Source organism: Amycolatopsis deserti (genome assembly GCF_014653945.1).
Taxonomy (GTDB): Bacteria; Actinomycetota; Actinomycetes; order Mycobacteriales; family Pseudonocardiaceae; genus Amycolatopsis_E; species Amycolatopsis_E deserti.
Genome location: NZ_BNAU01000002.1, coordinates 398,910 through 424,926, shown reverse-complemented (window position 1 = coordinate 424,926; position 26,017 = coordinate 398,910). Strand labels below are relative to the sequence as shown.

The window sequence follows — 26,017 nt, the reverse complement described above, 5'->3', positions numbered from 1 at the left end:
ACACACCCGGGGGGCCATCGTGCTGGAGTTCTTCAAAGCGATCCTGGACGCCGTCCTGGCGATCACGCCGAAGGCGCTGACCGCGCGCAAGGACGCGAAGCGCAACGCCCTCGGCGCCGAGCTGTTCGGGCTCTACCTGCGCGCGCACCGGATCCTCGACACCGGGGAGCACCTGGTGGGACTGCTCTCGGAGGCCGCCACGATGAGCGACCAGGAGCGCGACCACCCGCGCACGCAGAGCTGGTGGATCGATCACCTGTACGCCACCCTGGCGGAGCAGAGCGGCAACTTCAGCCTGCTGAACGCGGAGCTGACGCGCCTCGGTGGCTGTCTGGCCGCACTCGACCCCGACGCCTACGGGCGCCTCAAGCGCGTCCTGTGGCGGAAGTCGAGCCGGATCAACGATCTGCGGTCCGCCCTGGCCCGCCGGATGCTGCCGGAGGCACCGGCCCTCGGCCTCTACCCGGGCCACGACCCGGTCACCACGTTCGTCGGCCTGATGGAGCCCGTGCGGCCCAGGACCGAACCGGAGGGGCTGGACCTGCGGCGGCCGCTGACCCCCGAGGCGCGCGAGAACATCTCCCGCTACCTGGCCGTGCACCGGCCGCAGGAGCAGCTCGCCGAGATCCGCACGCAGCTCAAGACCCTGCACCAGGCGCTGGTGGCCACGTTCTCCCTCGACGACATCCTGCTCGGCCTGAGCGCCGGGGCCGGCAGGGCCGACCCCGGCGGGCTCCTGCCCCGCTAGTTCGCCGTGCGCTCCAGCGACGAGGTCGTCACCACGGCACGGCCCCGGTGCGCCCGCCACGGGCCGTGGAAGGCGAAGGCCGCGGGGATGAACAGCAGCAGGCACAACGCCGCGATCCCCAGCCACGTCCGCCAGCCCGCCGCCTCCACCAGGTGCGGGATCACGAACAGCACCACCACCGCCATCACCTTCGACAGCGCGCCGTAGAGACCCCACGCGCTGCCCTGCAGACGCGGGTCGACGTCCTCGGCGTCTTCGGAGTAGTTCGCCATCCACGGGCCGTACGCGACACCGAGCGCCCCGCCGAGCAGGGCCCCGGTGATCATCAGGTGCACGTGGGACACGCCCGGGTCGCCCATGAGCAGGATCAGGTAACCGGTGACCAGCACGGCCACCACCGAACCGGCGATGCAGATGGGCTTGCGCAGCTGCAACCGGTCCGACACCCGCCCGATCACCACCAGCGTGAGCAGGTTGAGCACCCAGAACGCGGACATGATCCCGGACGCGGTGGACGCCGACAGCTCGAACGCGGCGGCCAGCATCGTCTGGCCGAACAGTGACAGCGTCATGTACATCACCAGCCACAGCGAGATGCCGATGACGTGCGCCCAGATGTTGCGGTGCCGGAACAGGTCCCTGGCCCGCGGCGGATCGGCCCGTCCGACGTCGATGGCCTGCCGCTCGCTCTGCTGGATGCGAGCCCGCAGCTCGGGAGACAAGTCCGCGATGTTGAACATGATCACCACCGAGATCACCAGCGAGAACGCGCCCATGATCACGAACTGCGACCGCCAGTTGTCGTCGAACAACGGCAGCGTGGCGCCGGCGACCGCGGCGGCCAGGAAGTTCGCCCCGACCGGGCCCCAGGTCCAGAACCCGAACGCCTGAGCACGCCCCATCCGCGGCGAGAAGTCGCGCACCAGCGGTGCGGTGCCCGCCATCGCCATACCGTCCACAATGGAAAGCACGATGCGGACCAGCAGCAGCTGGGTGGGGGAGTGCACGGTGACCATCAGGAAGCAGCACACCGCGGTGCAGAACATCAGCGGCACCAGCAGGCGCACCCGCCCCAGGTGGTCGGTCAGCCTGCCGCCGACCGCGGAGGCCAGCGCCCCGGCCAGCACCCCCGCCGCCGACACCAGCCCGTAGGTGGCCAGCGACATGTGCAGATCCTTGAGCAGCAGCGGGACGACGGGGGCGATCTGCGCCTCGTACGACCCGACGAGGATCGCGAGCACGGCCATCGTCAGGATCCGCATCCGGCGGGCGCCGGTGGGATATTCGTCCAGTTCGCGTATCGGCAACAACCTCATGGGCTCGACCCTTCTGTGCGTACTTGCCCGTCTGGATGCGGCGCCGGCCCGGGTCAGGCCGGCCGGATGACGGCGGTGCCCCGGTCGATGACCACGGTCCCGTCCTCCCGGGTGGTGCGGAACGTCGCGTTCTCGCCCTCGGCCCAGATCGACACCGTGAGCGCCTCGCCGGGGAACACCGGCGCGCTGAACCGGCCGGACATCCCGGCGAAGCGCGCCGGATCGGACCCGGCGAGCGTGTGCAGCAGCGCGCGACCGGTCACCCCGTAGGTGCACAGGCCGTGCAGGATCGGCCGCGGGAACCCGGCCCGCGCCGCGAAAACCGGGTCGGAGTGCAGCGGGTTGCGGTCCCCGGACAACCGGTAGAGCAGCGCCTGCTCTGGCCGGGTCCGGTAGGTGACGCGGTGGTCCGGCGGCCGCGCCGGCTCGGACCAGTCCGCCACCGGGCCGCGCGGCCCGCCGAACCCGCCTTCGCCGCGGATGAAGACCGCGCTGCGTGAGGTGACCAGGGTGTCCCCGGACTCCGGCTCCACCGCCCGGGCCTGGCTGACCACCAGCGCGCCGGAACCCTTGTCGTAGATCCCGGTCACCGTCGCCGAAACGCGTGCGGTGCCCGACGGCGGCAGCGGCCGGTGCAGTTCGAAGGACTGCTCGGCGTGCACCAGCATCGCGCGGTCGAAGTCGCCGAGGTCCCGCCGTCCCGGCGCTTGCGCGGCCAGTACCGCGAAGGTCGGCAGCACCTGCTGCCCGATGCCGGCGGAGTTCTCCGTGGTGAAGGCCAGTTCGGCGGTGGGGTCGTCCAGACCGGCGCCGACGCCGAGTGCGTAGAGCAGGGTGTCCGTGCTGCTCCAGCTCTTGTCCACCGGCTCGGACTCGAGTCCGATCACGTCGTGGTTGAGTGACATGGGCCCGTGTTCTCCTCGCTGCGGCGCCGTTGCCGCGTCGGGGTTGTCTCACGACCAGGTGGACCGGACACGAATACTAGAATTCAATTCGTCTATTAGAGGCGCCGCCGACGATCAGTGTCAAGACTTGACAAGCGCGCCCGCCGAGCCGAAGGTCATTTCAGAACCGAGTTCTAAAACTTGCGGCGGAAGGCGGGACGGCATGGGACGCCTGGACGGACGGGTCGCGATCGTGACCGGAGCGGGCCGGGGGATCGGCGCGGCGGTGGCGCAGCTGCTGGCCCGCGAAGGGGCGCAGGTGGTGGTCAACGATCTCGGCACCGGGCTGGACGGCTCGGGCGCCGACACCGCGCTCGCGGCCGCGGTCGCCGAGGAGATCGCCGGCGCCGGCGGCACGGCGGTCGCCGACACCTCCGACGTCGCCGACCACGCGGCGGCGGAGAAGCTGGTCGGCACCGCGATCACCGAGTTCGGCCGCCTGGACGTGCTGGTGAACGTGGCCGGCATCCTGCGCGACCGGATGGTCTTCAACATGACCGAGCGCGAGTGGGACGACGTGATCCGGGTGCACCTCAAGGGCACGTTCAACACCACCAAGTTCGCGGCCGCGCACTGGCGCTCACTGGGCGAGAGCGGCGCGCACCACCGGATCATCAACTTCACCTCCGTCTCCGGCCTGCACGGCGCGCCCGGCCAGCCCAACTACGCCGCGGCCAAGATGGGCATCGTCGGCCTGACCTATTCCAGCGCCCGCGCACTGGCCCGCTACGGCGTCACGGTCAACGCCGTCTCGCCCGGCGCCGCCACCCGGATGACCGCGTCCATCCCCGACGAGCGGCGCCGCGCACCCGCTGCCGACGAGCACTCGCCGGACAACGTGGCCCCGCTGGTGGCCTACCTGGCCGGCGAAGGGTCCGGCTGGATCACCGGGCGGATCCTGCACGCGGCCGGCTACCAGGTCGCGCTCTACAACAACCCGGAACCGGTCAGCCGCATCGTGGGCACCGGACCGTGGGACCCCGACGTCCTGGCCGCGCGGATCGAGCAGGCCTTCGGGCCGCTGCTCGGCCGCTGATCCGTCCACAGAGGAGAGACATGCCCGGCCGAAAGCCCGTTCCGGTGCCCACCCCGGAAACCCAGCCCTTCTTCGACGCGGCCGCCCGCGGCGAGCTGCGGATCCAGCGCTGCCTCGACTGCGGCGAACCGTTCTTCTACCCGCGCCCGTGCTGCCCGTTCTGCGCCTCGGCGTCACTGGAATGGTTCACCACCAGCGGCCGGGCCACGCTGTACTCCTACACCATCACCCACCGGCCGGCGCCCGGCTTCGAGCAGGACGCGCCGTACGCGATCGCGGTGGTGCAGCTGGCGGAGGGGCCGCGGATGATGACGAACATCGTCGGCATCGACAACACCCCGGACAACCTGGTGCTCGACATGGACCTGCGGGTCACCTTCGAAACCCGCGGTGACGTCACGATTCCCCAGTTCACCCCGGCCGGGACGGAGGTGCGGTGATGGACGTGGTGATCGCGGGCGCGGCCGAGACCGACGAGATCGGCGTGCTGCCCGGACATTCCACCATGCGGCTGCACGTGGAAGGCGCGCGCAACGCGGTGGCCGACGCCGGGCTGCGGATGTCGGACATCGACGGCATCGCCAGTGTCTCGTCGCCCGGCCCGATCCAGGTGGCGGACGCGCTGGGCATCCGGCCGCGGTGGATCGACGGCACCGGCGTCGGCGGCACCTCGTTCCTGCTGCACGTGCGGCACGCGGTCGAGGCGATCCGGGCCGGGCACGCCACGACCGTGCTGGTCACCCACGGCGAGTCGGGCAAGTCCCGGGTCGGGGCGGCGCGCGGCGCGTTCCCGGCGTCGAGCCCGAACGCCCAGTTCGAGGTGCCGTACGGGGTGACCGGCCCGCCGAGCATGTTCACCATCCCGCTGCTGCGGTACATGAAGGAGTTCGGGCTGACCGCCGAACAGCTGGCCTCGGTCGCCGTGGCGCAGCGGAAGTGGGCGGCGCGCAACCCGCGGGCCCGCTACCGCGACCCCATCACGGTCGAGGACGTGCTGGCGTCGCGGATGATCTCCTACCCGCTGCACCTGCTGGAGTGCTGCCTGGTCACCGACGGCGGCGGGGCGCTGGTGATCACCTCCGCCCAGCGGGCCCGGGACCTGCCGCAGCCGCCGGTGCACATCCTCGGGACCGGGGAGACGTTCGAATCGCCGCTGATCTCGCAGATGGCCGACTTCACCACGTCGGCCGCGTTCCGACGCTCCAGCGCCGAGGCGTTCGCCGAAGCCGGCATCACCCACGGCGACGTGGACCACCTGATGATCTACGACGCGTTCGCGCACGTCCCGATCTACGGCCTGGAGGACCTGGGTTTCCTCCCCCGCGGCGAGGCCGGCGCGTTCATCGCCGAGGGCCACACCGAACCGGGCGGCCGCCTGCCGATGAACACCAACGGGGGCGGCCTGTCCTACACCCACACGGGGATGTACGGGATGTTCCTGATCCAGGAATCGGTGCGGCAGCTGCGCGGCCAGGCCGCGGCGCAGGTGCCCGGCGTGGAGATCAGCGTGGTGCAGGGCAACGGCGGCATGTTCATGGCGGCGGGCACGCTGGTGCTGAGCAACCGGACGGCGTGAACGGGCACCTCGGGTGCCGACCTCCCCCGCCCCCGCTCCTTGACCACAGATCGGCTGTGGATCGGGGGCGGGGGAGGTCTGGGGCGTAGTCGGTCTTCTTGCGTCGCCGGCCGGTGGTTAGCGGGTGGTTGGCGTGTATTGGGAGCGGAGCCGCTGTTTGGCGAACTTCCCCGTGGCGGTCTTGGGGATCTCGTCGAGGAAGAACACCTGGTCGGGCAGCCACCAGGAGGCCACGCGGCCGCGGAGGTGCTCCCGGACGGCCTCGGCGGTGAGCGTGGCCCCGGCGGCGGGCACCACGCACGCCACCGGGCGTTCGCCCCATTTGTCGTCGGCGACCCCGATCACGGCGGCCTCGGCGACCCCGGCGTGTTCCATGATCGCGTTCTCCAGCTCGACGGAGGAGATCCACTCACCTCCCGACTTCACGAGGTCCTTGGTGCGGTCGACGATGCGCACGTAACCGTGGCGGTCGATGGTGGCCACGTCCCCGGTGCGCAGCCACCCGTCCCCGGTGAAGGCGCCCGTTCCGGGGTGCGCCCCGAAGTAGCGGGCGGCGATCGTCGGGCCGCTGACCTGCAGCTCCCCGGGGCTCTGGCCGTCCCACGGCGCCTCGCGCCCGTCGTCGCCGACGATGCGGACCTCGGTCAGCGGGACGGCCGGCCCGGGCGTGGCGAGCAGCGCCCGCTGCTGCTCGGGCGTGCATCCGTCGTGGACGGTGGCGATCCGGGAGGTGGTGACCACCGGGCTGGTTTCGGTCATGCCCCAGGCGTTGGTCAGCGGCACGCCGATGGCCTCCTGGTAGGCACGCGTGAGCGCCTCGTCCACCGCGCCGCCACCGGACACGATCTGGCGCACCGCGGAGAAGTCGTGCCGGCCGAGCAGGGGGAGCAGGCCGCGCCAGATCGTGGCGACCGCCGCCCCGAAGGTGACCTTGTGCCGGGCGAGCATGCCCGCCAGCTCCGGTGGGCTCATCGCCGGTCCGGGGAGCACGAGGTCGGCCCCGCACAGCATGGCGCTGTAGGGCAGACCCCAGGCGTTGACGTGGAACATCGGCACGATCGGCATCACCACGTCGCGCTCGTTGATGCCGAAGGTGTCCACCATCAGCAACAACGCGGCGTGCAGCACCACCGAGCGGTGGCTGTAGAGCACCCCCTTGGGATCGCCGGTGGTGCCGGAGGTGTAGCACAACGCGGCGGCGGTGTTCTCGTCGTCGACGGTGAACTCGCCGCCGGTGTCACCGGCCCGGCCGAGCAGGTCTTCGTAGTCGACGACGCGGTCGTCGTCCGGGATTTCGGCGTCGCTCCCGTCGTCCATCACCACCACCGCGCGCACGGTGGTGAAGGTGCCCGCCAGGGGCCAGATGACGGGCAGGATGGAGCGGTCGACGAACAGCACGTCGTCGGCGGCGTCGTTGACGATGTAGGTGATCTGCTCGCCGAACAGCCGGTGGTTGATGGTGTGCAGCACCCGTCCGGTGCAGGGCACGGCCAGATAGAGCTCGACGTGCCGGTGGCTGTTCCAGGCGAACGTGCCCACGCGCGCGCCGGCCGGCACGCCGAGCTCGTCCAGGGCGGCGGCCAGGCGCCGCACCCGCGCGCACACCTGCGCCCAGGTCATCGTCGTTTCCCCGCCGACGCGGCCGGACACCACGGTCTTGTGCCCGAACTGGCGTTCCACGCGCCGGAAGACGTGCGGCAGGGACAGGGGACGGTCTTGCATCAAGCCGAGCATGGGGAACCTTCGGTGTCGGGGAACTTTTCAGCGGGTGCACACGAAACTGGACGCGCGATCCGGGTCACCGGCGCGGTAGCGCGGCCACTCCGGGTATTCACACAGCGGACGGGTGCGGTGGTGCCGCGTGTCGGTGACGACCTGATCCTCCGGGGACTGTCCTTTTTCGACCCAGCGTTCCAGGGCGGACAGCGAGTCCCAGCCCGCGGCGAAGGCCGGTGCGCCGGCGTTGGCGTGGTTGGCTCCGGGAACCAGGTAGTACCGCAGGAACCGTTCGGTGGACCGTGGGCCGAGTTCGTCGCGCACCCGCTGGTAGTAGTCGCTCGTCGAGCGGTCGGAGACCAGCTCGTCCGCGGCGCCGTGGAGCAGGATCAGCTTGCCGCCCGAGGCGGCGAACCGGCGGAGATCCACGTCGTTGCGGTCCTGGATCGTGGACAGCCGGCTGATCCGGTCGAGCCACTCGCCGGGGTCGCGGGGATCCACGGCGAGCGCGTTGTGCCCCGGATCGCGGGTCAGGAAGTACTTGACCCACTGGTCCCAGTACTGCATCCCGTAGCCGCTCGTCACCGGCATGGGATCGGCCGGCGCGGTGGTGCCGAAGCCGAGGAACGGGGTCCGCATGTCCGCGCCGGAGAGGAAGGGGAAGCCCGGGTACCGGGTCTCGCCACTGGCGACCCGGTACGGCCACTCGAACGGGGAGGACATGGCGATCACGGCGGCGATCTGCGGGTCCGACAGGCAGGTCACCCCGGTGTCGGCGCCGCCCGGGCAGCGAAGCGCGTGCGGATCGAAACGACAGCCGCCCGGGTTCGAGACGACCCCGTCCTCGACGCCGTCCAGGCCGTCGCAGGCGTCGACGACGCTGGTGTAGAGCAGCGTCTGCTTCGCCGGCCCGGGGAAGGCGCCGGGGCGGGCCAGGATCTGCGTCAGGTACCCCAGGTACAGGACCTCGGCGAGGTTGTTCCAGGCGGGGTAGGCGGAGATCACGCCGTCGAACGCCTCCGGCCACCGTTGCGCGACGACGAGGGCTTCGCGGCCCCCGGTCGAACCGCCGGCGAAGTAGACCTCGGCGGGCTTCGCGCGGTAGGCGTGCCGGATGAGGTACAGGCTCGCGTCACGCGTCTTCTTGAGCGCGTCCCCGGCGGCGAAGTTGTGCAACGCCTCGTCGTTCACGCCGAACGACCCGTCCAGCGACGGAGGCGCGGCCGGGCTCTGCTGGTGGCCGGAGTCGCCGGCGAACACCGCGTATCCCCGGGCCAGCGGGGCCGGCTGGTCCACCGGGCCGAACGGCACGTTGGCGGTCAGGTCGGGAATGGTGCCGTTGTAGCCGCCACCGCCGAACATCATCCCCTTGCGGTTCCAGTCGTAGGGCAGCGCCACGCGCATCTTGATGGCGGGCGCGGCCGGGTCGACGGGGAAGATGTCCGCGTCGACCCGGCAGTAGGTCGTGTCGCCATTGGTCTGCACCGAGGCCGACGTGACGTGACCGCCGGTGGTCGGCAGGCTCATCACCGGGGCCGGGATGTCCATCCCGTCCAGCCGGACGCACGCCGGTGTGGTCGGTTGTCCCGCGGTGGCCGCGGGGAATCCGGCGGTTCCCGCGAGCACGACCATGGCCGCCAGCACAGCTGTCGTTCTGCGCATACTCTCCTCCTCTCAGCGGTAGAGGTGCGCGCCGGGGACGGCGTGCGGATCGTCGCGGACCTCGGCGGGGTTCGTCTCGGGCAGGAACCACGCGCTGACGAAGGTGATCAGGCCCATGAGCGCGATGTAGGCGGCGACCGGCATGGTGCTCCCGGTCCGCGCGATGAGCGCGGTCATCAGGAACGGCGTGCCACCGCTGACGATGATCGCGGACAGCTGGTAGGCCAGTGAGGCGCCCGAGTAGCGGACGTTGGGCGCGAAGAGCTCACCGAGGAAGCTCGCGATCGGGCCGTAGGTGAGGCATTGGAAGACGAAACCCACCACCACCGCGACGAAGATCAGCGGCAGCGAGGCGCTGTCGACGAGCCAGAAGTACGGGAACGCCCACAGGGCGACGCCCAGGCCGCCGATGAGGATCAGCGGACGGCGGCCCACCCTGTCCGAGAGGTGACCGGACCAGGGGATGGTCACCAGCATCGCCACGGAACTGGCCAGCACGACCGCCAGCAGCGGGTTGCGCTCGAGCTCCAGCGAACCGGTGCCGTAGCTCAGCAGCCCGGAAATGCTGACGTAGAACAGGCTGTTGGTGGCCGAGAGGATCCCGCAGCCGAGGAGGATGGTCAGCCAGCGGCTGCGCAGGACCTCGGCCAGCGGGGCCCGCACCACCGCCTTCTCCGGCCGCGACGCCTGCCGCTGCAGCTCGCGGAACTCCGGCGTGTCCTCCACTTTGGTCTGGATGTAGAGGACGACGGCGAACATCACGACGCTCACCAGGAACGGGATGCGCCAGCCCCAGCTGAGGAAGGCGCCGTCGGGCATCAGGCTGCTGGCCGCCACGAAGATCAGGTTCGAGATGATCACCGCGACGGGGACGCTGGTCTGCCCGAAGGTTCCGGCGAAACCGCGCCGCTTGGGGCCGGCGGACTCGGTGAGCAGCAGCACGATGCCGCCCCACTGGCCGCCGGCCGCGAGCCCCTGCACGAAGCGCAGCACGACCAGCAGCGTCGGGGCCAGCGCGCCGATGCTCGCCGCGCTGGGCAGGCAGCCGATCAGGAAGGTCGCGGCCCCCATCAGCGCCAGGCAGGTGACGACCACCGGTTTGCGCCCGTACTTGTCACCGAGGTGCCCGGCGAGCACCCCGCCGATCGGGCGCGCCACGAAACCGGCCCAGAACGTGCTGAACGCGAGCAGCGTCCCGGTCAGGGCCGAGGAGTGCGGGAAGAACACCTTGGGGAACACCAGCGCGGCCGCGGTGCCGTAGAGGAAGAAGTCGTACCACTCGATCGAGCTGCCGATCAGGCCCACGGCCAGCAGCTTGCGGAAGGACCGCTGCCGGGCGGTGCCCGCGCCGGGCTGTCCGAGCTGTCCGGGCTGTCCGTCGGGTTGGGCGAGCGGAGTTGCCATACATGCCGCCTTCGTTGGGAGCACGGGTGATGGCGGTCAGGTTAGGGGCGCCGCTACCGGGTGGTTGAGGTGTGTATCATCCACACCTCACGCCGTTTCGGTGGGTCTTTCTTCCATCTGGCGCGGAGGAGGGATGGCACGGTGGCCAGTGATCCCGCGGGCGAGTCGCGCTCGCTCACGCGCCGGCAGCGCGAACTGGCGTCCTTGTACGCGACCGCGAAGTCGCTCACCGCGCTGGGTGAGCTCGACGAGGTGCTGCGGTCGATCGTCCGCCACGCCCACGACCTGATCGGCACGGACTTCACCTACCTGTCGCTGGTCGGCGCGGACGGGAGACTGTCGGCCAGGGCGTCGGAGGGGACGATCTCCGCGTCCTTCCTCGCCGCGTCCATCCCCGCCGACGTGGGGCTCGGCGGCAAAGTGCTGGCGTCGGCGAGCCCGCACTGGGTGCGCGACTACGCCGCCGCCGCCGGCATCGACCACGATCCGGACTTCGACCGGGTGGTCGCCACCGAAGGTCTCGTCGCGCTCCTCGGCGTGCCCCTGGTCATCCGGGGCGAAGCGGTGGGCGCCCTGTTCGCCGCGGACCGCTCCGAGCGGTCGTTCCAGGCCGAGGAGATCGCGTTGCTGAGCGCCTTCGCCGATCACGCCGCGGTCGCGCTCGACAACGCCCGTCTCTACGACGCCAGCCGGACCGCCCTGCGGGAGCTGCGGATCGCGTACCGGAAGATCGAGGAGCACGTGGCGGTCATGGAGCGGGCGCAAGCCAGCCACGAAGCCCTGACCGGGGTCGTGCTCGCCGGCGGGACGCCCGGTGATGTCGTCCAGCTCCTCGCCGATCAACTGGGCGGGAGCGTCACACTCCTCGACCGGACCGGTGCCGCGGTGGCGCACCGCGACTCGGCGTCGGATCCGTGCCGGGCTCCCGCTGACGCCGACCTGGCCCGCGCCGTCGAGAACGCACGACGGTCGGGCCGCTGCACGACCTCGGTCGACCCGGCTGGAGTCGCCCACAGCGTCGCTTCGATCCAAGCCGGCGACAGCTATCTCGGCGCGCTGGCGTGGAGCCGCGAGGCGGGCGCCGACCACGGCGTCCGCGACGACATGGACGTGCGGACCCTCGAGCGGGCCACCCACATCCTGGGGCTGCTCATCCTCAAGGAGCGGGCCGTCGCCGAGGCCAGCGAGCGGCTGAGCGGCGAGCTGCTGACCGAGCTCATGGTCGGCGGCCCCGGGATCAGCCCCGCCCAGCGCGCCCGCGCCCGGGCCCGCAACATCGACGTCGACCGGCTGGACCTGGTCCTCGTCGCGGACTCGCCCACGTCCTCGCCGACCGATCTGGCGCGGTACCTGCACGACATCGCCCGCGACTACTGCGCACTGGCCGGTGAGCACCTGGGCCGCGCCACGATGATCCTGCACAGCGACGACGACGACCGGACCGTCGAGGAGGTCCACCGCCGGCTGCGCCGGATGACCGGCGCACCCGTCATCGTGGTGGGGGAGCGGGCGGTCAACCACGACTGGGCGCGGGCGTTCTCACTGGCCGGCCGCTGCGGCGCCGTGGTGCGGGCGATCGGGCACACCGACCTGGGCGCTACGACCGCGCGGTACGCCCTCTACGCGATGGTCTTCGACACCGAACGGGTCCGCGACCTCGACCGCTTCATCGCCGGCTCGATCGGCCCGCTCCTCGACTACGACCGGCAACGCGGCACCGACCTCGTCGGCACGCTCAACGCCTTCTACGCGAACCGGGCCAACGTCGCGGCGACCGCGCGTGCGCTGCACCTGCACGTGAACACCCTGCTCAAGCGACTGGACCGCGCCGGCGAAGTGCTCGGCTTCGACTGGCGCCAGGAAAACGACCTGGAACTCCGCCTGGGACTCCGCCTGCACCACCTCGCGGCGATAGCCCCCGCACCGGACCGCTGACCGCCGGCGCGATCTCCTCACCCGACGCGGTCCAGGTCCACGCCCGTCGTCTCGCGGCTGGTCGCCACCGCGACCACCGTGATCGCCATCGTGAGCACCAGGTAGCCGATGACCGTGCCGACACCGAAGCTGTCGATGAGCCACACCGCGATCAGCGGCGCCGGCGCCCCGGCGATGATCGAGGAACCCTGGAACACCAGGGAGGAACCGGCGTAGCGGTAGCGGGTCGGGAACAGCTCGGTGATCCACGCGGCCTCCGGCCCGGCGAGCATGCCGTGGAAGAACGCGCCCACGCACACGCCCAGCCACAACACCGGCACGCTGGAGGTCTGCACCATCCAGAAGAACACCGGCGCCCACACCACCAGCGCGACCGCCGGCACCAGCATCGCGGTCTTGCGGCCGACCCGGTCGGACCAGTGCCCGCCGCCGATCATGCCCGCGAACTGGCACACCGACGCGAACGTCACGGCCAGCACCACGTCCCCGCGGGCGTAACCGAAGTACCGGGTGGCGTAGGCGATGACGAAGACGGTGTAGATGTAGAACGCGATGTTCTCCCCGAGCCGCATGCCCAGCCCGTGCAGCACGGCCCGCGGCCGGGACAGGGCTTCGAGCACACTGGACTTCCGCTGCCCCGCGGCGCGCTGCTCGGCGCCGGCCTGCGCGGCCTGGAACACCGGCGACTCCTCGACGCTGCGGCGGATCCAGAACCCGATCACCAGCAGCGGCACGGCGACCAGGAACGCCACCCGCCAGCCCCACGCGTCGAACGCGTCGCCGGGGAACACGGCGGCGAGCACGGTGACCACGACGGTCGCGAGCACGGTGCCCAGCGGCGCCCCCGCCTGTGGCCAGGACGCCCAGAACCCGCGCCGCTTCGGCTCGCCGTACTCGCTCACCATCAGGACCGCGGCGCCGAACTCACCGCCGAGCGCGAAACCCTGCGTCATGCGCAGCACGACCAGGAGCACGGTCGCCCAGATGCCGATCTGGTGGTAGGTGGGCAGCAGCCCGATGGCCGCGGTGGACGTGCCGAGCAGCAGGAACGTGGTGACCAGCATGGGTTTGCGGCCGAACTTGTCGCCCAGGTGGCCGAACACCACGCCGCCCAGCGGCCGCGCGATGAAGCCCAGGCCCTGCGTGGCCAGGGCGAGCAGCAGTTGCACCACCCCGCTGCCGCCGGGGAAGAACAGCGGGCCGAGCACGGTCGCGGCGAGCACGCCGTAGATGGCGAAGTCGTACCACTCCAGCACCGATCCGGCCATGCTGCCGGCGAGCACGCGCCGGAAACCGGTAGTGGACGGCCGCGTGCCGTGGTCCACTCGTGACACCATTGTCAGTTCCTTTCGAAGATCAGCGAAAAAACAGTCAGAGCCCGAGCGTGATCCGCCCGCCGCGGGCCCGGGAGCAGCAGGTCATCATCTTCGTGCCGGCGGCCCGTTCGGACTTGGTCAGGACCACGTCGCGGTGGTCCACCTCGCCGCCGAGCACCGGCGCTTCACAAGTGCCGCACAGCCCTTCCTCACAGTCGCTGGGGACGTCCACGCCGGCCGCCCGCAGCGCGGCCAGCACGGTCTGGTCCGCGGCGACCCGCACCGTGCGTCCCGAGTCGGCGAGCTCGACGTCGAAGGCGTGCTCGACGCTGGGGTCCAGAACCCGTTGGGTGGTGGTGAAGTGCTCGACGTGCAGAGCGTCGCCCGGCCAGTGCGCGCTCGCGTCCTCCAGGGCGGTGAGCAGCCGGTCCGGTCCGCAGGCGTAGATCTGGGTGCCCTCGGCGGGTTCGGCGAGCAGCGCGGCGACGTCGAGGCGGGTTCCCGCGGTGCTGCAGTGGAGGTGCAGCCGGTCGCCGTGGTCGCGCCGGCACCGGTCGAGCAGCGCCATCGCGGTGGTCCGGCGGCCGCAGTAGTGCAGTTCGTAGCTGCCGCCGGCAGCCTTGACGCGGTCGGCCATCGCGATGATCGGCGTGATGCCGATGCCGCCGGCCACGAAGATGTAGTGGCGCGCCGCGGGGTCGAGCCGGAAGTGGTTGCGCGGCCCGCGCAGGGTCAGCGTGCTGCCCGGCCGCAGGTTCTCGTGCACGTACCGGGAACCGCCGCGGCTGTCCGGATCCTTCAGCACGGCGATGCGGTAGGTGGTGCGGTCGGCCGGGTCGCCGCACAGCGAGTACTGCCGGGACACGTCGCCGAGTTCCAGGTCGATGTGCGCGCCGGGGGACCACTTCGGCAGCGGTTTCCCGTCGGCGGCGGCCAAGGTCAGCTCGACGACGTCGTCGGCGGCGCGCTCGGCGGACAGCACGGTGACGGTGTGGGTGACCGTGCGTTTCGACGGTTCACCGATGCGCACGGGTTGCCGTGCCGCGAGGATCGATGGGTCCTTCCGCTCGGGGTTCGCCGCGGGATCCCAGTGCACCCACAGGTGTTCCGGGCCGCGGAAGGAGGTGTTGGGGACGTAGCTGAACTTCTGGCCGGGTACGAGTTCCAGGTGCGGGAGGCGGCGGGTCAGCTCCTCGAGGAACACCTGCAGCTCCATGCGGGCCAGGTTCCGGCCCAGGCACTGGTGGCTGCCGTAGCCGAAGGTCAGGTGGTCGGTGGCGTTGTCCCGCCGGATGTCCACCTCGTCCGGGTCGTCGAAGTGCCGCTCGTCGCGGTTGGCCGAGGAGTTGACGATGAGCAGCTTGGCGCCGCGCGGGACCGGGACGCCGCCGATCGTGGTGTCCCGGGTGACGAGCCGGCGCCACGCGGCGACCGAACCGGAGTGGCGCAGGCATTCCTCGACGGCGCCGGGGATCAGGCCGGGGTCGGCGCAGATCTCCTCCCACACTTCGCGGTTCTCCAGCAGCAGCTTGATCGCGTTGGCGGCGGCGTTGGCCGTCGTCTCGTGGGCGGCGACGATGCCGGCCATCATCATCGAGTGCAGGTAGGAGTCGGTGATGACGTCGGGGTGCTCGCGCTGGGCGCGGATGCTGTAGGGCATCCAGCCGTGCCCGGAGGGGTCCTTGCGCAGCTTGTCCAGCACCGTTCCGGCGTACTGCCAGAACCGGCCCACGTTCTCGGCCACCTCGACCTGCTGTTCGGGTGAGGGCCGGCCCCACGTGTTGACCGTGTGGGCGATGGAGTACTTGCGCAGGGTCGCCATGTCCTCCTCGGGGACGCCCAGGAAGTGCAGCGCCACGGTGAGCGGAACCTCCCACAGCAGCTCGTCGACCAGGTCGGCCTTGCCGGCGTCGACGAACCGGTCCACGTACTCGCGGACCAGGCGGCGCACCATCGGCTCGTGGTGGGCCAGCTGCTCCGGCGTGAACGGCTCCATCAGCACGCGGCGGCGCGGCATGTGCTCCGGCTCGTCCTCGTTCACCAGCGTCCGGTTCATCGCGTAGCCGTACTTCGCCAGGGTCGCGGTGGCCTCTTCGGAGACCGGGGTGATCTTCTCCAGCGCGATCGAGGGGGAGAACGTGACGTTGTCGCGGAACACCGCCTTGACGTCGTCGTAGCGCGTGACCACCCAGTAGCCGAGCGACGGGCTGTAGAACACCGGCTCCTCGTCGCGCGACCAGCGCAGGGACGCGGGCGGGTCGGCCTGGTAGTCCTCGCCGAACGGATCGAACGCGGCCGCGTTCGCCGACACCGGGCACGACCCTGTGCTCATGCTGCTGCCTCTCACCAGGAGTTTTACCAATAACGCGCATTGTGTCGCGTTGAGCGAACTGCGATGAGGGTAAGGCGGGGTGCGGAGGGCGTCAAGATTCCTCAGGCGGAGAGCAGCTGCTCCAGCTGGCGGGCGGTGCGGAGCACGGCTCGCGCGGCGGTTTCGGTGTCCAGCCCTTCGATGGCGACCACGCCGACCGACCGTTCGACGGACGTGGCGCCGGCGGGCACGCGGATGCCCGCCGCCACACCGACCGCGCCGCGTTCGAGTTCCCCGCGGGTCAGGCTGTAGCCGTCGCGCCGGGCGGCGCGGACGGCCTCGGGCTCACCGGGTTCCTCCGGTCGCAGGGCCAGGATCGCGATGCCGGCCGCGCCCAGGGTGAGGGGATGCCTGCTGCCGACCCGGTAGCCGACGGTCAGCACCTGGTCATCGGGCTCGGCGACCTGCTCGGCCACGCACGAGTCCCCCTCCGCGGCGGAGATGAACGCGGTGGCGTGGGTTTCGTTGGCCAGCGCCTTGAGCAGCGGTCGGGCGTCGAGGTGGAACTGCGGCGCGAACCGGGACGCCAGCACGGCCAGCCCGACCGCGAGCCGCACCCGCCCGTCCTCGGTGCGCGCGACGAGCAGGTGCTCCTCGAGCGTCGCCACGATGCGGTAGCAGATGGCCCGGTGCACGTCGAGTTCCTTCGCCAGCTCGGCGACGGAGACCCCGTTCGGCGACTGGGAGATCACCTCGAGCGCACGCAGGCCCCGGTCCAGAGTCTGCAACGTGCTCATGGCCGCCCCTTCTTCACCGTCCTGCGCCCCGAACCTTACTGGCCGCCGTGGCACGCTGTGTCATGGCTCGAATCCTGATCACCGGTTCCGCCGACGGCCTCGGCCGCGCGGCGGCGCAGACCCTCCTGGACGAGGGGCACGACGTCGTCCTGCACGCGCGCAACAGGGAACGCCTCACCGCGGTGCGGGCGCTCCTCGACCGGGGTGCCGCGGCGGTGGCCGGGGACCTGGCCGACGTGGCGCAGACCCGCGACGTCGCCGAGCAGGTGAACGCGCTCGGCACCATGGACGCGGTGATCCACAACGCCGGCGTGTACACCGGCGCGCGGATCCTGCCGGTCAACGTGGTGGCGCCCTACCTGCTGACCGCGCTCGTCCGGCGTCCGGCGCGGCTGATCTACCTGAGCAGCGGCATGCACCACGGCGGCCGGCCCTCGCTGCGGGGCCTGGACTGGACCGGCCGCCGGGTCACGGCGTCCTATTCGGACAGCAAGCTCTTCCTGACCGCCTTCGCCGCCGCGGTCGCCCGGTTGTGGCCCGGCGTGTACGTCAACTCGGTGGACCCGGGCTGGGTGCCGACGAAGATGGGCGGCCCAGGCGCCCCCGACGACCTCCGGCTCGGCCACCGCACCCAGGAATGGCTCGCTACCAGCGACGACGCCCGCACCACCGGCGGCTACTGGTACCACCAACAACAACGCGAGCCCCACCCCGCCACCCAGGACGAACACTTCCAGGACGAGCTGCTGGCCGAGCTGGAGAAGTTCACCGGCACCAGCCTGTAGCGCCGAGTGGTCCCGCCACCGACGAGTGATCCGTACCTGCCTGGCACGCGGCGGAGGTCAGCCGCTTGCGCCGGGCCCGTGCGACGACCTCGGTCAGCGCACGCGAACGGGCTCGAAGGCGGCCCAGTTGTGCAGCTCGTACCCGTCGCCCGACCTGCGCACCTCGGCGGCGCCGTGGCCGGGAAAATGAGCGGGCACGACCAGCGCCCTGGTTTCGGCGGCCTCGTCGAGCAGCCGGCGCCGGGTCGCGCGCGCCTCGGCCGGGTTCTCGCAGAAACAGCTGTTGGCCGCGGGTTCGGCCACCTGGATCGGGCTGTGCACGAGGTCGCCGACGAAGAACGCCCGGTCCGTGCCGGAGGTGAGCCTGAGGACGGACGAGCCGGGCGTGTGCCCCGGTGCCGGGGTGAGCGTGAGGTTGCGGTCGATCCGGAAGCTGTCCTCCCACAGCATCGCGAGGCCGTGATCGAGGATGGGAACGATGCTGTCGGCGAAGACGAGATGACTGCCCCGGCGGCGCAGCCGGTCAGCGTCGGTACGCGCCGGCGGCCGTCGGTGCTCGTTGACCGGATCAAAGTACTGCCGGTCGATGCGGGGGATGAGGTAGCGGGCGTTGGGAAAGGTTGGCGCCCACTCGCCGTTCACGAGGTGGGTGTTCCAGCCGACGTGGTCGTAGTGGACGTGGGTGTTCACCACCAGATCGACGTCCTCGGGTTCGACCCCCGCCCGGCGAAGGTTGTCCAGAAAGGGCGTTCGGAGGTGGTCGAACACCGGAATCTGCGGCCGGTCCCGGTCATTCCCGGCCCCGGTGTCGACGACGATCGTGCGTCCCTCACTGCGCAGGACCCAGCTCTGAATGGCGCAGTGATAGGCGCCGGTGTCCGGATTGCGAAAATCCGGCCCCAGCCTTGCGAGCCCTTCCGCGGTGCTGTCGGGCACGATGTCGCTGACCATCCGCAAGGGCCCACTCCACTCGAGGACGCGCGTCACGGTCACGTCACCCAGCTGGATCGTGTCGTGCATGACTGCAAAGTATGCGATCGCTCCGCCCGCCCCACGAAGATCGACGGATTCGTGCAGCAACGCGGCGATCTGGGGTAGAAGCGTGCATGCTGCTCCATGGCTGGCCGGCCAAGGCGACGTCCTGGCGGCCGTGGTGCACAGCACCGCGATGGGTGGGCACAAGATCGGAACCGGCTTGATGCCGGGGGAGCGGGCTGACCTTCACCCGCGGCCGAGCAGTATCCGCCGGCCGGACCGGTCGGCAATGATTGTCAGCCGGGGCCGATAGCGCCGACGACTCGGCCGGCGGCTCGGGTGCGCGTAGGCGTCCCGAACGGCTCGGCCACCATGGTCAGCTCGTCACGCCCGCCGGTCGAGGGTCTCTAAGGCCGTGTGGCGCCGGAGTGTCGGGATGACCACGGACGTCGCGGGCCGAAATCACCGGGGACCTTCGTCGTTGTGCTCGAGCACAGGGGTCATCGCGGTCGGGTGGCTCTGTGCAAAAGGTGCCTGCCCGAAGCGGGGGAGTGGGTTCGAGAGTGGTCTGGCACCGATCCGGCCGGAGCTGGGCGATGAGTGGCTTCGTGATCCGGTCTCGCAGCGGGACCGGGATGACCCGCACCTGATCAATGCCGCGCCGCCCGAGCGGTCAGTCGCCGTGTTCGTTTGTGACCAGGCCCGTGGACCGCGGCATAGTGGTGGCTGGCGGGTGCTGATGGTTCGGCTGCGCGCAACCAATTCTGCCGTTGAAACGGTGCGCGGGTCAGTCGTGCTGTGGGATGAAGTCGGACAGTCGCAGATCGAGGATCTGGTCGGCGATGTCCGGGTCGACGTCTAGCAACGTTGCCAACGTGGCCGCCGCATCCGGCCGGCTGGCGCACTCGGACAAGGTCTTGATGACGACGTCCGGTTTCCGCCGGGCTGACGTGATCGCGTCGCGCATCATCTGCCAACGGGTGGGGCTGCTCATGGGGTGCGCCTTTCGCTGGACGAGCCGGTCGCTCGGCATGGCCTCCGGGCTTGACGGTCAAGGCCGGAAACGCGGGGGCCTTCCTTCGGCGAAGGCCGCCGCGGCCTCGCGTGCGTCGGCGCTGAGGGCGGCCTCCACGCTGGCGGCGGTCTCTCTGCTCATGACCTCCTCCGGGGAGCCCTGCCAGCCCTGGTCGAGCAACCGCTTTGCCAGCCGCAGCGCGATCGGGGACTTGTCCCGCAGCGTGGAGACGATCTTGTCGACTTCGGCGTCCAGGTTGTCGTCCGCGACGACGCGGTTGACCAAACCCCAGGTGTGCGCTTGTGCGGCGGTGAACCGTTCGCCCAGCATGATGATCTCTTTGGCGACTGCCGCGCCGGCAGACCGGGGCAGCAGTGCCGTGAACCCGTTCGTCACCACGAGACCTACCGACGTCTCGCTGAAGCGGAACACGGCCGACTCCGCGGCCACGATCAGGTCAGCGCTCAGCGCGATCTCGGCTCCGCCGCCGATCGCGTATCCGTGGACGCGGGACACGACGGGCACTGGGCAGGCACGGATACGGCGAGTGATCTGGTGCAGGGCATCGGTGGTCTCGGCCAGGTCTTCTTCGCTCATCCGCGTGTTGCGGTCGTCCTCGGCGGACCATTTCAAGTCGTGGCCGCTGGAGAACGCGCGTCCGGCTCCCCGGACGACCACTGCGACCAAGTCGTCCCCGACTGTGCGGAAAGCGTCGTCGAACGCCCCGAGCAACTCCGGTGTGAGTGCGTTCAACCTATGCGGGCGGTTGAGAGTGAGGCTGAGGACATCGCCGGTTCGTTCCACGAGGACGGTCGGTTCGGTCATGGGTCGAGAGTCGCAGGCAACTGGCGGGGTGCTCGTGTGCGGCGGGTGAACTGTGCCCAGCCGGGGGACCGGTGGGCCGGTGCACCAACAGCCTGGGCGAGGTAGGGAAACAGGTACCTTCGCGCATCCGGGATGAGCCTGGAGCGGTGATGCTTTCGCTATGTCGAATCCCGCGCAGGTCTTCCCGCCGACACCGTCGCCGACCGGTGGCCGGCAGCTCGCCGCGACCTTGCGACGTGAGGACGCCGCCGAGGAGCGCATCGGTCTGTCGCCGCACGATCGGGTCAGTTGCCCGGTGCATCGCCGGTGGCTTTACCAGTGCGTTTCTTCGCCCGCGCACGCGATCCGGGTTTCCGGGCATCGGTGGTGCCGCAGTTGCGACGTCGCCGCGATCGTCGCGGTCGACGAGTTGACGGGCGCGGTCGTCGTCACCTGCCCGCGTTGCGGCAGGGCGTTGGACAGCGTCGCGAACCGCCAATTGCTCCGGGCCTGCCGAGCGAGCATCGTCGCCGCTCGGCAGGCCCGGGACCACAATCGTGAGCGGTGGGAAGCACCCAGGCCGGTCACCGGCGGAGGCGGCCGAGGCGGTCGGTCAGCCGGTCGGCGAGCCAGCCGAGACGAATGGTCGCCGGGTTGACGACGCCGGGGGCGAAGCGCGGCGACTCCCGCCAGACGGTGCGGAGGTCGTCGTGCATTGCTTCCCCAGCCAGGTGATCGGCGAGCAGGGTGGCGAGATACGGTGCTTGTGGCAGGCCGTGTCCGTTGCAGGCCATGGAATACGCCACCCGGGGGGTCGCCTGGCCGGCGACTGCCAGGTTCGCGGGCGTCATTCCGATCCATCCTCCCCACGCCCGCCGCGGCGAGATGTCGCCCAGCGTGGGGAAGCGTTCGCGGAAGCCGCGGACGAGGTCGTCCACAACGGCCCGGTCCGGCAGCCGGTCAGCCTTCGGGTGCCGCGACATCTGGAGCTTCCGGGTGCTGAAAACGATCGTGTTCCGGTCTGTCGTCCGGAAGCTCTGCATGAGCAGGTGGGTGGTGACGATCGGGACCCGGCTGGTCCAGCCGGCATCGTCGAGCATCTCGGGGGGCACCGGCTCGGTTTCGACCGCGGTCACCCACACCGGGGTACTGAGACGGCGCGGAGCGATTTCGAGCTGGTTCGTGAACGCGTTGGTCGTCAGGATCGCTCGTTCGGCCCGGATCCGCCCGCCTGGCACCGCGATCTCCACCGAGTCACCGGTGTCGGCGACGTGCTGCACCGGTGTCTGCTCGAAGACCCGGATCGTCGATGCGCGAACCAGGTCCCGGACGCCGAGTGCGAACTCGCCGGGGTTGAGGATGCCGCCGACGTGGACGTGGACTCCGCCGTGGAAAGCTGGTGGAATCCCGGCCTGGTCGGCGGTGGCCACCGTTGATCGCTTGCCCGACTTGGTGGTCGCGCGGACGCGCCGGAACCCTGCCGCTGTGGGCGCCGCGGAGAAGACGCCGGTCTGCCGGTAACCGCAGTCGATGTCCTGACTGGCGATCAGTTTCTCGGTGTGTGTCACCGCATTCCTGGCGAACCGGAAGAGTCCTGCCGCGCGATCGGGGTAGAAGCGCGAGAGGATCCGGGGGTCGCTGCCAACGGTCCCGGTCACGTAGCCGGCGTTACGCGCGCTGGCACCCCATCCGCAGACGTCCGCTTCCACCAGGATGACGTCGTGGCCGAGTTCGGCGAGCCGCAGCGCGGCCGCCATCCCACCCAGCCCGCCGCCGAGCACCGCGATCTCGCAGGACAGGTTGCCGTCCGCGGCCGGTTCGAGCGTCGTCGGCCGGTCGGCCCAGCCGCTGCCGGACAGGTACGTCATGTTCATAGGGAGGACACCGTTTCAGATCCGCTCGGCGACGACTTCGACGACCGGGCCGTCGGGGCGGTTGTCGACGAACCGCGCGAGTTGCTCGAAGTAGAGGTCCGGATCCACCGCGCCTTCGGGTCCGTGCACGCCGAGCGCCGTGACCTGGCCCCGGCACAGCATCAGGGCGGCGACCGCGAGCGGGTAGCCGGTGACCTCGCCCATGTTCGCGGCCGGGATGATCAGCGGCGACGCGCCGACACGCGTGGGTACGCCGTCCTTGACGCCTTCGGCCACCGCGAAGAGGTCTCGGTGAATGGTGGCGGGTCCGGCCGCGGGGCCGTTGATGTTCGGTTCGTGCACGATCGCCTTGGCGGCACCGGGGACGTCGAGTTCGCCGGCCCGCACGCGTTGGGCGATCCGCTGAAGGGCTTCCATCAGGCCGCGGCGTGCGACCATCAGGTTGTACGACTCCTGGATCTCGGGACGCACCCGCGGGAGCGTGAGGGGCTCTGGATGACCGCAGACCCAGGCCGAGTCCTCGCCGACGCCGGGGTAGCTGAGTTTGATCTCGTCGAGGGCGTAGGAGTCGACGAGTTCGCCGCCGCGGCGGACCTTGATCGGTTCGGTGCAGTTGTGGATCCAATGCTCGCCCGCGGCGTTCGGCCTGTCCTCCTCGCCCGGGGGCGGTGGCTTGAGACCGCCGATGCGCCAGGCGGTGTAGACCCGCTCGACCTCGTCGAGACGGTTCATGCAGAGCATCGCGAGCAGGTTGCTGGTACCGGGGCTCGCGCCCATGCCGATGACCGCGGTGACGCCCGCACCCCGCGCCGCGCCGTCCAGTTCGAGCATCTCCAGCGTCGGTTCCCAGTCGTCGCAGATGTCGAGGTAGTGCGTGCCGGTCGCGATCGCCGCGGCCAGAACTTCCCGGCCGAAGCGGTAGAAGGGGCCCGCGCAGTTGAGCACGACGTCGACATCTTGCAGCGCCGCACGGAGTGCCCTGGAGTCCGAGATGTCCAGCCCCGCCGCTTGGGCCTTCGCGCCGAGCTCGGCGGCGAGGGCGGCGGCGCGGTCGTGGTCGCGGTCGGAGATCACGATCGTCTCGACCTCGTCAGCCTGCGCGAGGGCGCGGCAGGCGTAGCCGGCCATCTCGCCGGCGCCGCCGGTCACCAGGATGCGCTTGGGGGCACGGGGATTCTCGGGAGCTGCTGTCATAGCGGCAGTGTGGGTGTGCGGCGGCCGGCCGGCGCTTCGCGCGGCTGTGATGTGCCCGTACGGGGGATCGTCCGGTGCCGCACTCGAGTGCGCCGGAACCTCGGCGGGGAGCAGGTACGCCGTCTACTCGATGAAGGCGTTGAGCGAGGTGATGTAGAACTCCGCCATGCCTTGCGGCAGCGCCGGGCTCAGCCCGGCTGGACCGGCAGAAAAGCGGGTTGTCCCAAAGCCGTTCAGCAGTTGCTCGCCTGGCGCCCACGCTGTGTTGCTGCCCGAGTAGGCGACGTAGCCGCGGGGAGTTGCGACTGCTCGCTGCTCCCGTGAGGCCGCAAACGCCGACACATGCGTCATGTCCCGGGCGTTGCTTGCCTGTACTCATCGTCTGATCGTCCGGCGCCAGCACGGCGGCCTCGGATGCGCGGGCACAGAGAGTGCGGGAATCGGGTAGGCCGACCAGTCGGTTCCCCCGAAGGGGCAGACAAAGGTCCTCGTCGCCGGACCGCGCGACCTCTACGGGACAGAGTAGTGCGGTAGTCCGTCCGCACAGCCAGAACTGGAGTCATGGTCCGATGACGCTTCCCGACAGTCTCTTCGCAGCGTTACGGCGATCCGCGGCCGAAACGCCCGACACGGAGTTCCTGCGGGTCTCGGGGCAGGTGTTCACGTATCGTGAGGCGCTGGACCGGGTCGAAGCGACGGCGCGGGGTCTTCGCGCGCTCGGTGTCGAGCCCGGGGATCGGGTCGGGATCATGGCCGGCAACTGCCCGGAGGCCGTTTGGGCCTGGTTGGGTGCCAACGCAGCGCGGGCGATCGACGTGCCCTTCAACGCGGAAGTCCGCGGCCGGCTGCTGGACTATCTCGTCAAGGACGCGGCGCCGCGGGTGCTGATCGGGTCGCCGGACCACCTCGCGGCCGTCGCGGCGACCAGCGACTACGACCCCGAGGTCGTCGTGCCGATCGGCGAACGCGGTCCGGACGGGGCCAGGCCGCGTTCCCGGCAGGTGCCGTTCGGCGAACTCCTCGAGCTCGGCCGGTCCTCGGGCGGAGATCTGGAACCGCCCGGCCCGAACGAGATCGCCACCATCATGTACACCTCGGGGACGACCGGCCCGTCCAAGGGCGTGATGCTGCCGCAACGCTATTACCCGGGCCAGGCCGGCCATGGCGACAACCTCTTCGGGTTCCGCCCGGACGACGTGTACTACCTGGTGCAACCGCTTTTCCACATCGACGCGCGGTCTTACGTGTCGGCGTGCTTGTGTTTCGGTGGCGTTGTCGCGCTCGGCGAACGCTTCAGCGTGCGGGATTTCTGGAACGAGGTGCGCGAGCACGGCGCGACGATCTTCGGCACGATCGGCACGATGCTGTGGCTGCTGTACAAACAGCAGCCGCGACCCGACGACGCCGACCTCCCGGCCCGGATCGCGGTGTGCTCGTCCACGCCGCGAGAAATCATGCTGGATTTCGAGAAGCGCTTCGGGATCAAGATCGTCGAGAGCTACGGAATGACCGAATGCCTGTTGATCACGGCGGTCCCGCCGGAGGAGACCCGGTTGGGAAGTATCGGGAAACCGGTCGCCGAAATCGAAGTTCGGGTGGTGGACGACCACGACGTGCAGGTCAGCGCCGGCGAGGTCGGCGAACTCGTCTACCGGCCGTGTGATCACTTCTCGATGATGCAGGGCTATTGGAACAAGCCCGAGGAGACGGTCGAGGCGTGGCGCAATCTCTGGTTCCACACCGGGGATCTCGTGCGGCAGGACGAAGAGGGCTGGATCGAATACATCGGCCGGAAGAAGGATTCGATCCGACGGCGCGGCGAGAACGTTTCGGCGTGGGAGGTGGAGCAGGCGGCCGCGGCGCATCCCGACGTCCTGGAGGTCGCGGCGATCGGTGTGCCGTCGGAGGTCGGGGAGGAGGACGTCGCGGTGCTTGTCGTAGTGGCTCCGGGAGCCGATCTGGAACCGGGGGATCTCGTCGAGTTCCTGGGCGAAGATCTCCCGCGCTTCGCCGTGCCGCGCTACGTCGAGTTCGTGGACCGCCTGCCCAAGACGCCTTCGGAGCGGATCGAGAAGCGCAAGGTGCGCGAACGCGGGATCACCGCCGCGGCGTGGGACGCGAACGTGGCGCTCGGACGGCGCTGAGGAACCGGAAGATCAGCCATTGCGAACAGACGGAATCCGGCTCATCCCCACGGGGTGAGCCGGATTCCGTTCCGCGATTCACCGCCCCATAGTCTCGCGCCAATTGGCGGGTACGACGGCGAAGTAGACCCGGGTGCCGACCTTTCCGGACGCGGACACCGTCGCCCCCTTTTCGACGGCGATGACGTCGCCGGGAGTGCCGACGACCGTGTGGCCGTTCACGCGGATCTTCAGCTCGCCCTCGAGGACGTACAACGCTTCTTCGTAGGGCTGGACCCATTCGTCGGCCGGTGCGTCGTCGACGAACTCGGCGAAGCCGGTCGCGAGATCGACCAGCCCCGAGCCGACCGTGCGCCGGTCGATGCTGATGGGGCCGATGGCGTCGCGGTGGGCGGGATCGAACTCCAGCTTCCTTGCGGAGGGGGCGTTCATGCTTCGTTCCTCTCGGCTGCGGGGGGCGGCATT

22 protein-coding genes are annotated in these 26,017 nt (G+C 70.4%); 7 read left to right on the top strand and 15 right to left on the bottom strand.

The genetic code is table 11. The features are described from left to right. Window positions 1–19 precede the first annotated feature (19 nt). A complete protein-coding gene (locus IE290_RS10470) occupies window positions 20–748 on the top strand; it encodes a hypothetical protein (protein WP_191244351.1) in 729 nt (242 codons plus the stop codon). Here IE290_RS10470 and IE290_RS10465 read toward each other — a convergent pair. Continuing rightward, window positions 745–2,064 (bottom strand): MFS transporter, encoded by a 1,320-nt coding sequence (locus IE290_RS10465; RefSeq protein WP_191244349.1) that lies wholly within the window; start codon window positions 2,062–2,064, stop codon window positions 745–747. The genes IE290_RS10470 and IE290_RS10465 overlap by 4 nt on opposite strands. A 53-nt stretch (window positions 2,065–2,117) precedes the next feature. Continuing rightward, on the bottom strand, window positions 2,118–2,969 hold the full coding sequence (locus IE290_RS10460; RefSeq protein WP_191244348.1) for a MaoC/PaaZ C-terminal domain-containing protein: 852 nt from the start codon (window positions 2,967–2,969) through the stop codon (window positions 2,118–2,120). A 202-nt stretch (window positions 2,970–3,171) separates the two neighbouring features. Between IE290_RS10460 and IE290_RS10455 the strand changes: the two genes are divergently transcribed. Genes IE290_RS10455 through IE290_RS10445 form a run of 3 tightly spaced genes read left to right on the top strand, consistent with a single transcriptional unit; the run spans window position 3,172 to window position 5,620 of the window. After that, window positions 3,172–4,044: an SDR family NAD(P)-dependent oxidoreductase gene (locus tag IE290_RS10455; RefSeq protein ID WP_191244347.1), complete on the top strand. Its 873-nt coding sequence runs from the start codon at window positions 3,172–3,174 to the stop codon at window positions 4,042–4,044. A 20-nt stretch (window positions 4,045–4,064) separates the two neighbouring features. After that, window positions 4,065–4,484 carry a Zn-ribbon domain-containing OB-fold protein gene (locus IE290_RS10450; RefSeq protein ID WP_191244346.1) on the top strand — a complete coding sequence of 140 codons (420 nt, stop codon included), beginning with the start codon at window positions 4,065–4,067 and terminating at the stop codon, window positions 4,482–4,484. Then, a complete protein-coding gene (locus IE290_RS10445; protein WP_191244345.1) occupies window positions 4,484–5,620 on the top strand; it encodes an acetyl-CoA acetyltransferase in 1,137 nt (378 codons plus the stop codon). The genes IE290_RS10450 and IE290_RS10445 overlap by 1 nt, the downstream gene beginning before the upstream one ends. A gap of 117 nt (window positions 5,621–5,737) precedes the next feature. Here IE290_RS10445 and IE290_RS10440 read toward each other — a convergent pair whose 3' ends face one another. Genes IE290_RS10440 through IE290_RS10430 form a run of 3 tightly spaced genes read right to left on the bottom strand, consistent with a single transcriptional unit; the run spans window position 5,738 to window position 10,402 of the window. After that, window positions 5,738–7,342 (bottom strand): long-chain fatty acid--CoA ligase, encoded by a 1,605-nt coding sequence (locus tag IE290_RS10440; RefSeq protein ID WP_229874386.1) that lies wholly within the window; start codon window positions 7,340–7,342, stop codon window positions 5,738–5,740. A 39-nt stretch (window positions 7,343–7,381) separates the two neighbouring features. Further along, window positions 7,382–8,998 (bottom strand): tannase/feruloyl esterase family alpha/beta hydrolase, encoded by a 1,617-nt coding sequence (locus IE290_RS10435; protein ID WP_191244343.1) that lies wholly within the window; start codon window positions 8,996–8,998, stop codon window positions 7,382–7,384. Between the two features lie 12 nt (window positions 8,999–9,010). Beyond that, complete coding sequence (locus IE290_RS10430) at window positions 9,011–10,402, bottom strand: MFS transporter (protein ID WP_191244342.1); 1,392 nt, start codon at window positions 10,400–10,402, stop codon at window positions 9,011–9,013. 141 nt (window positions 10,403–10,543) lie between these two features. Between IE290_RS10430 and IE290_RS10425 the strand changes: the two genes are divergently transcribed. Continuing rightward, window positions 10,544–12,337 carry a helix-turn-helix domain-containing protein gene (locus IE290_RS10425; protein ID WP_191244341.1) on the top strand — a complete coding sequence of 598 codons (1,794 nt, stop codon included), beginning with the start codon at window positions 10,544–10,546 and terminating at the stop codon, window positions 12,335–12,337. 17 nt (window positions 12,338–12,354) lie between these two features. On the opposite strand, the gene IE290_RS10420 is transcribed toward IE290_RS10425, so the two are convergent. The 3 genes from IE290_RS10420 to IE290_RS10410 all read right to left on the bottom strand — a co-directional run bounded on the left by IE290_RS10420 (window position 12,355) and on the right by IE290_RS10410 (window position 16,761). Continuing rightward, window positions 12,355–13,674, bottom strand: coding sequence for an MFS transporter (locus IE290_RS10420; protein ID WP_191244340.1), 1,320 nt, complete (start codon window positions 13,672–13,674; stop codon window positions 12,355–12,357). A 34-nt stretch (window positions 13,675–13,708) separates the two neighbouring features. Further along, window positions 13,709–15,985 (bottom strand): cytochrome P450/oxidoreductase, encoded by a 2,277-nt coding sequence (locus tag IE290_RS10415; protein WP_191244339.1) that lies wholly within the window; start codon window positions 15,983–15,985, stop codon window positions 13,709–13,711. 101 nt (window positions 15,986–16,086) lie between these two features. Continuing rightward, window positions 16,087–16,761 (bottom strand): IclR family transcriptional regulator, encoded by a 675-nt coding sequence (locus IE290_RS10410; RefSeq protein WP_191244338.1) that lies wholly within the window; start codon window positions 16,759–16,761, stop codon window positions 16,087–16,089. Window positions 16,762–16,823: 62 nt separating this feature from the next. On the opposite strand from IE290_RS10410, the gene IE290_RS10405 reads away from it, so the two are divergent. Further along, window positions 16,824–17,546, top strand: coding sequence for an SDR family NAD(P)-dependent oxidoreductase (locus tag IE290_RS10405; RefSeq protein ID WP_191244337.1), 723 nt, complete (start codon window positions 16,824–16,826; stop codon window positions 17,544–17,546). A 93-nt stretch (window positions 17,547–17,639) separates the two neighbouring features. Here IE290_RS10405 and IE290_RS10400 read toward each other — a convergent pair whose 3' ends face one another. The 6 genes from IE290_RS10400 to IE290_RS10375 all read right to left on the bottom strand — a co-directional run bounded on the left by IE290_RS10400 (window position 17,640) and on the right by IE290_RS10375 (window position 23,759). Continuing rightward, window positions 17,640–18,566 carry an MBL fold metallo-hydrolase gene (locus IE290_RS10400; protein WP_191244336.1) on the bottom strand — a complete coding sequence of 309 codons (927 nt, stop codon included), beginning with the start codon at window positions 18,564–18,566 and terminating at the stop codon, window positions 17,640–17,642. 742 nt (window positions 18,567–19,308) lie between these two features. Further along, the gene (locus IE290_RS10395) at window positions 19,309–19,515 is read right to left on the bottom strand and encodes a hypothetical protein (protein WP_191244335.1); all 207 of its coding nucleotides are present in this window, start codon (window positions 19,513–19,515) and stop codon (window positions 19,309–19,311) included. 57 nt (window positions 19,516–19,572) lie between these two features. Continuing rightward, window positions 19,573–20,361 carry an enoyl-CoA hydratase/isomerase family protein gene (locus IE290_RS10390; RefSeq protein WP_191244334.1) on the bottom strand — a complete coding sequence of 263 codons (789 nt, stop codon included), beginning with the start codon at window positions 20,359–20,361 and terminating at the stop codon, window positions 19,573–19,575. Between the two features lie 563 nt (window positions 20,362–20,924). After that, window positions 20,925–22,121, bottom strand: coding sequence for an NAD(P)/FAD-dependent oxidoreductase (locus IE290_RS10385; RefSeq protein ID WP_308431351.1), 1,197 nt, complete (start codon window positions 22,119–22,121; stop codon window positions 20,925–20,927). A 108-nt stretch (window positions 22,122–22,229) separates the two neighbouring features. Beyond that, window positions 22,230–23,408, bottom strand: a complete 1,179-nt coding sequence (locus tag IE290_RS10380) for a saccharopine dehydrogenase family protein (RefSeq protein WP_191244333.1) — start codon at window positions 23,406–23,408, stop codon at window positions 22,230–22,232. 123 nt (window positions 23,409–23,531) lie between these two features. Then, window positions 23,532–23,759, bottom strand: a complete 228-nt coding sequence (locus IE290_RS10375) for a hypothetical protein (protein WP_191244332.1) — start codon at window positions 23,757–23,759, stop codon at window positions 23,532–23,534. Window positions 23,760–23,977: 218 nt separating this feature from the next. On the opposite strand from IE290_RS10375, the gene IE290_RS10370 reads away from it, so the two are divergent. Then, window positions 23,978–25,552, top strand: coding sequence for an AMP-binding protein (locus IE290_RS10370; RefSeq protein ID WP_191244331.1), 1,575 nt, complete (start codon window positions 23,978–23,980; stop codon window positions 25,550–25,552). Between the two features lie 78 nt (window positions 25,553–25,630). Here IE290_RS10370 and IE290_RS10365 read toward each other — a convergent pair whose 3' ends face one another. Further along, entirely contained in the window at window positions 25,631–25,984 is a 354-nt protein-coding gene (locus tag IE290_RS10365) for a EutQ-related cupin domain-containing protein (RefSeq protein ID WP_191244330.1), read from the bottom strand. Window positions 25,985–26,017 lie beyond the last annotated feature (33 nt).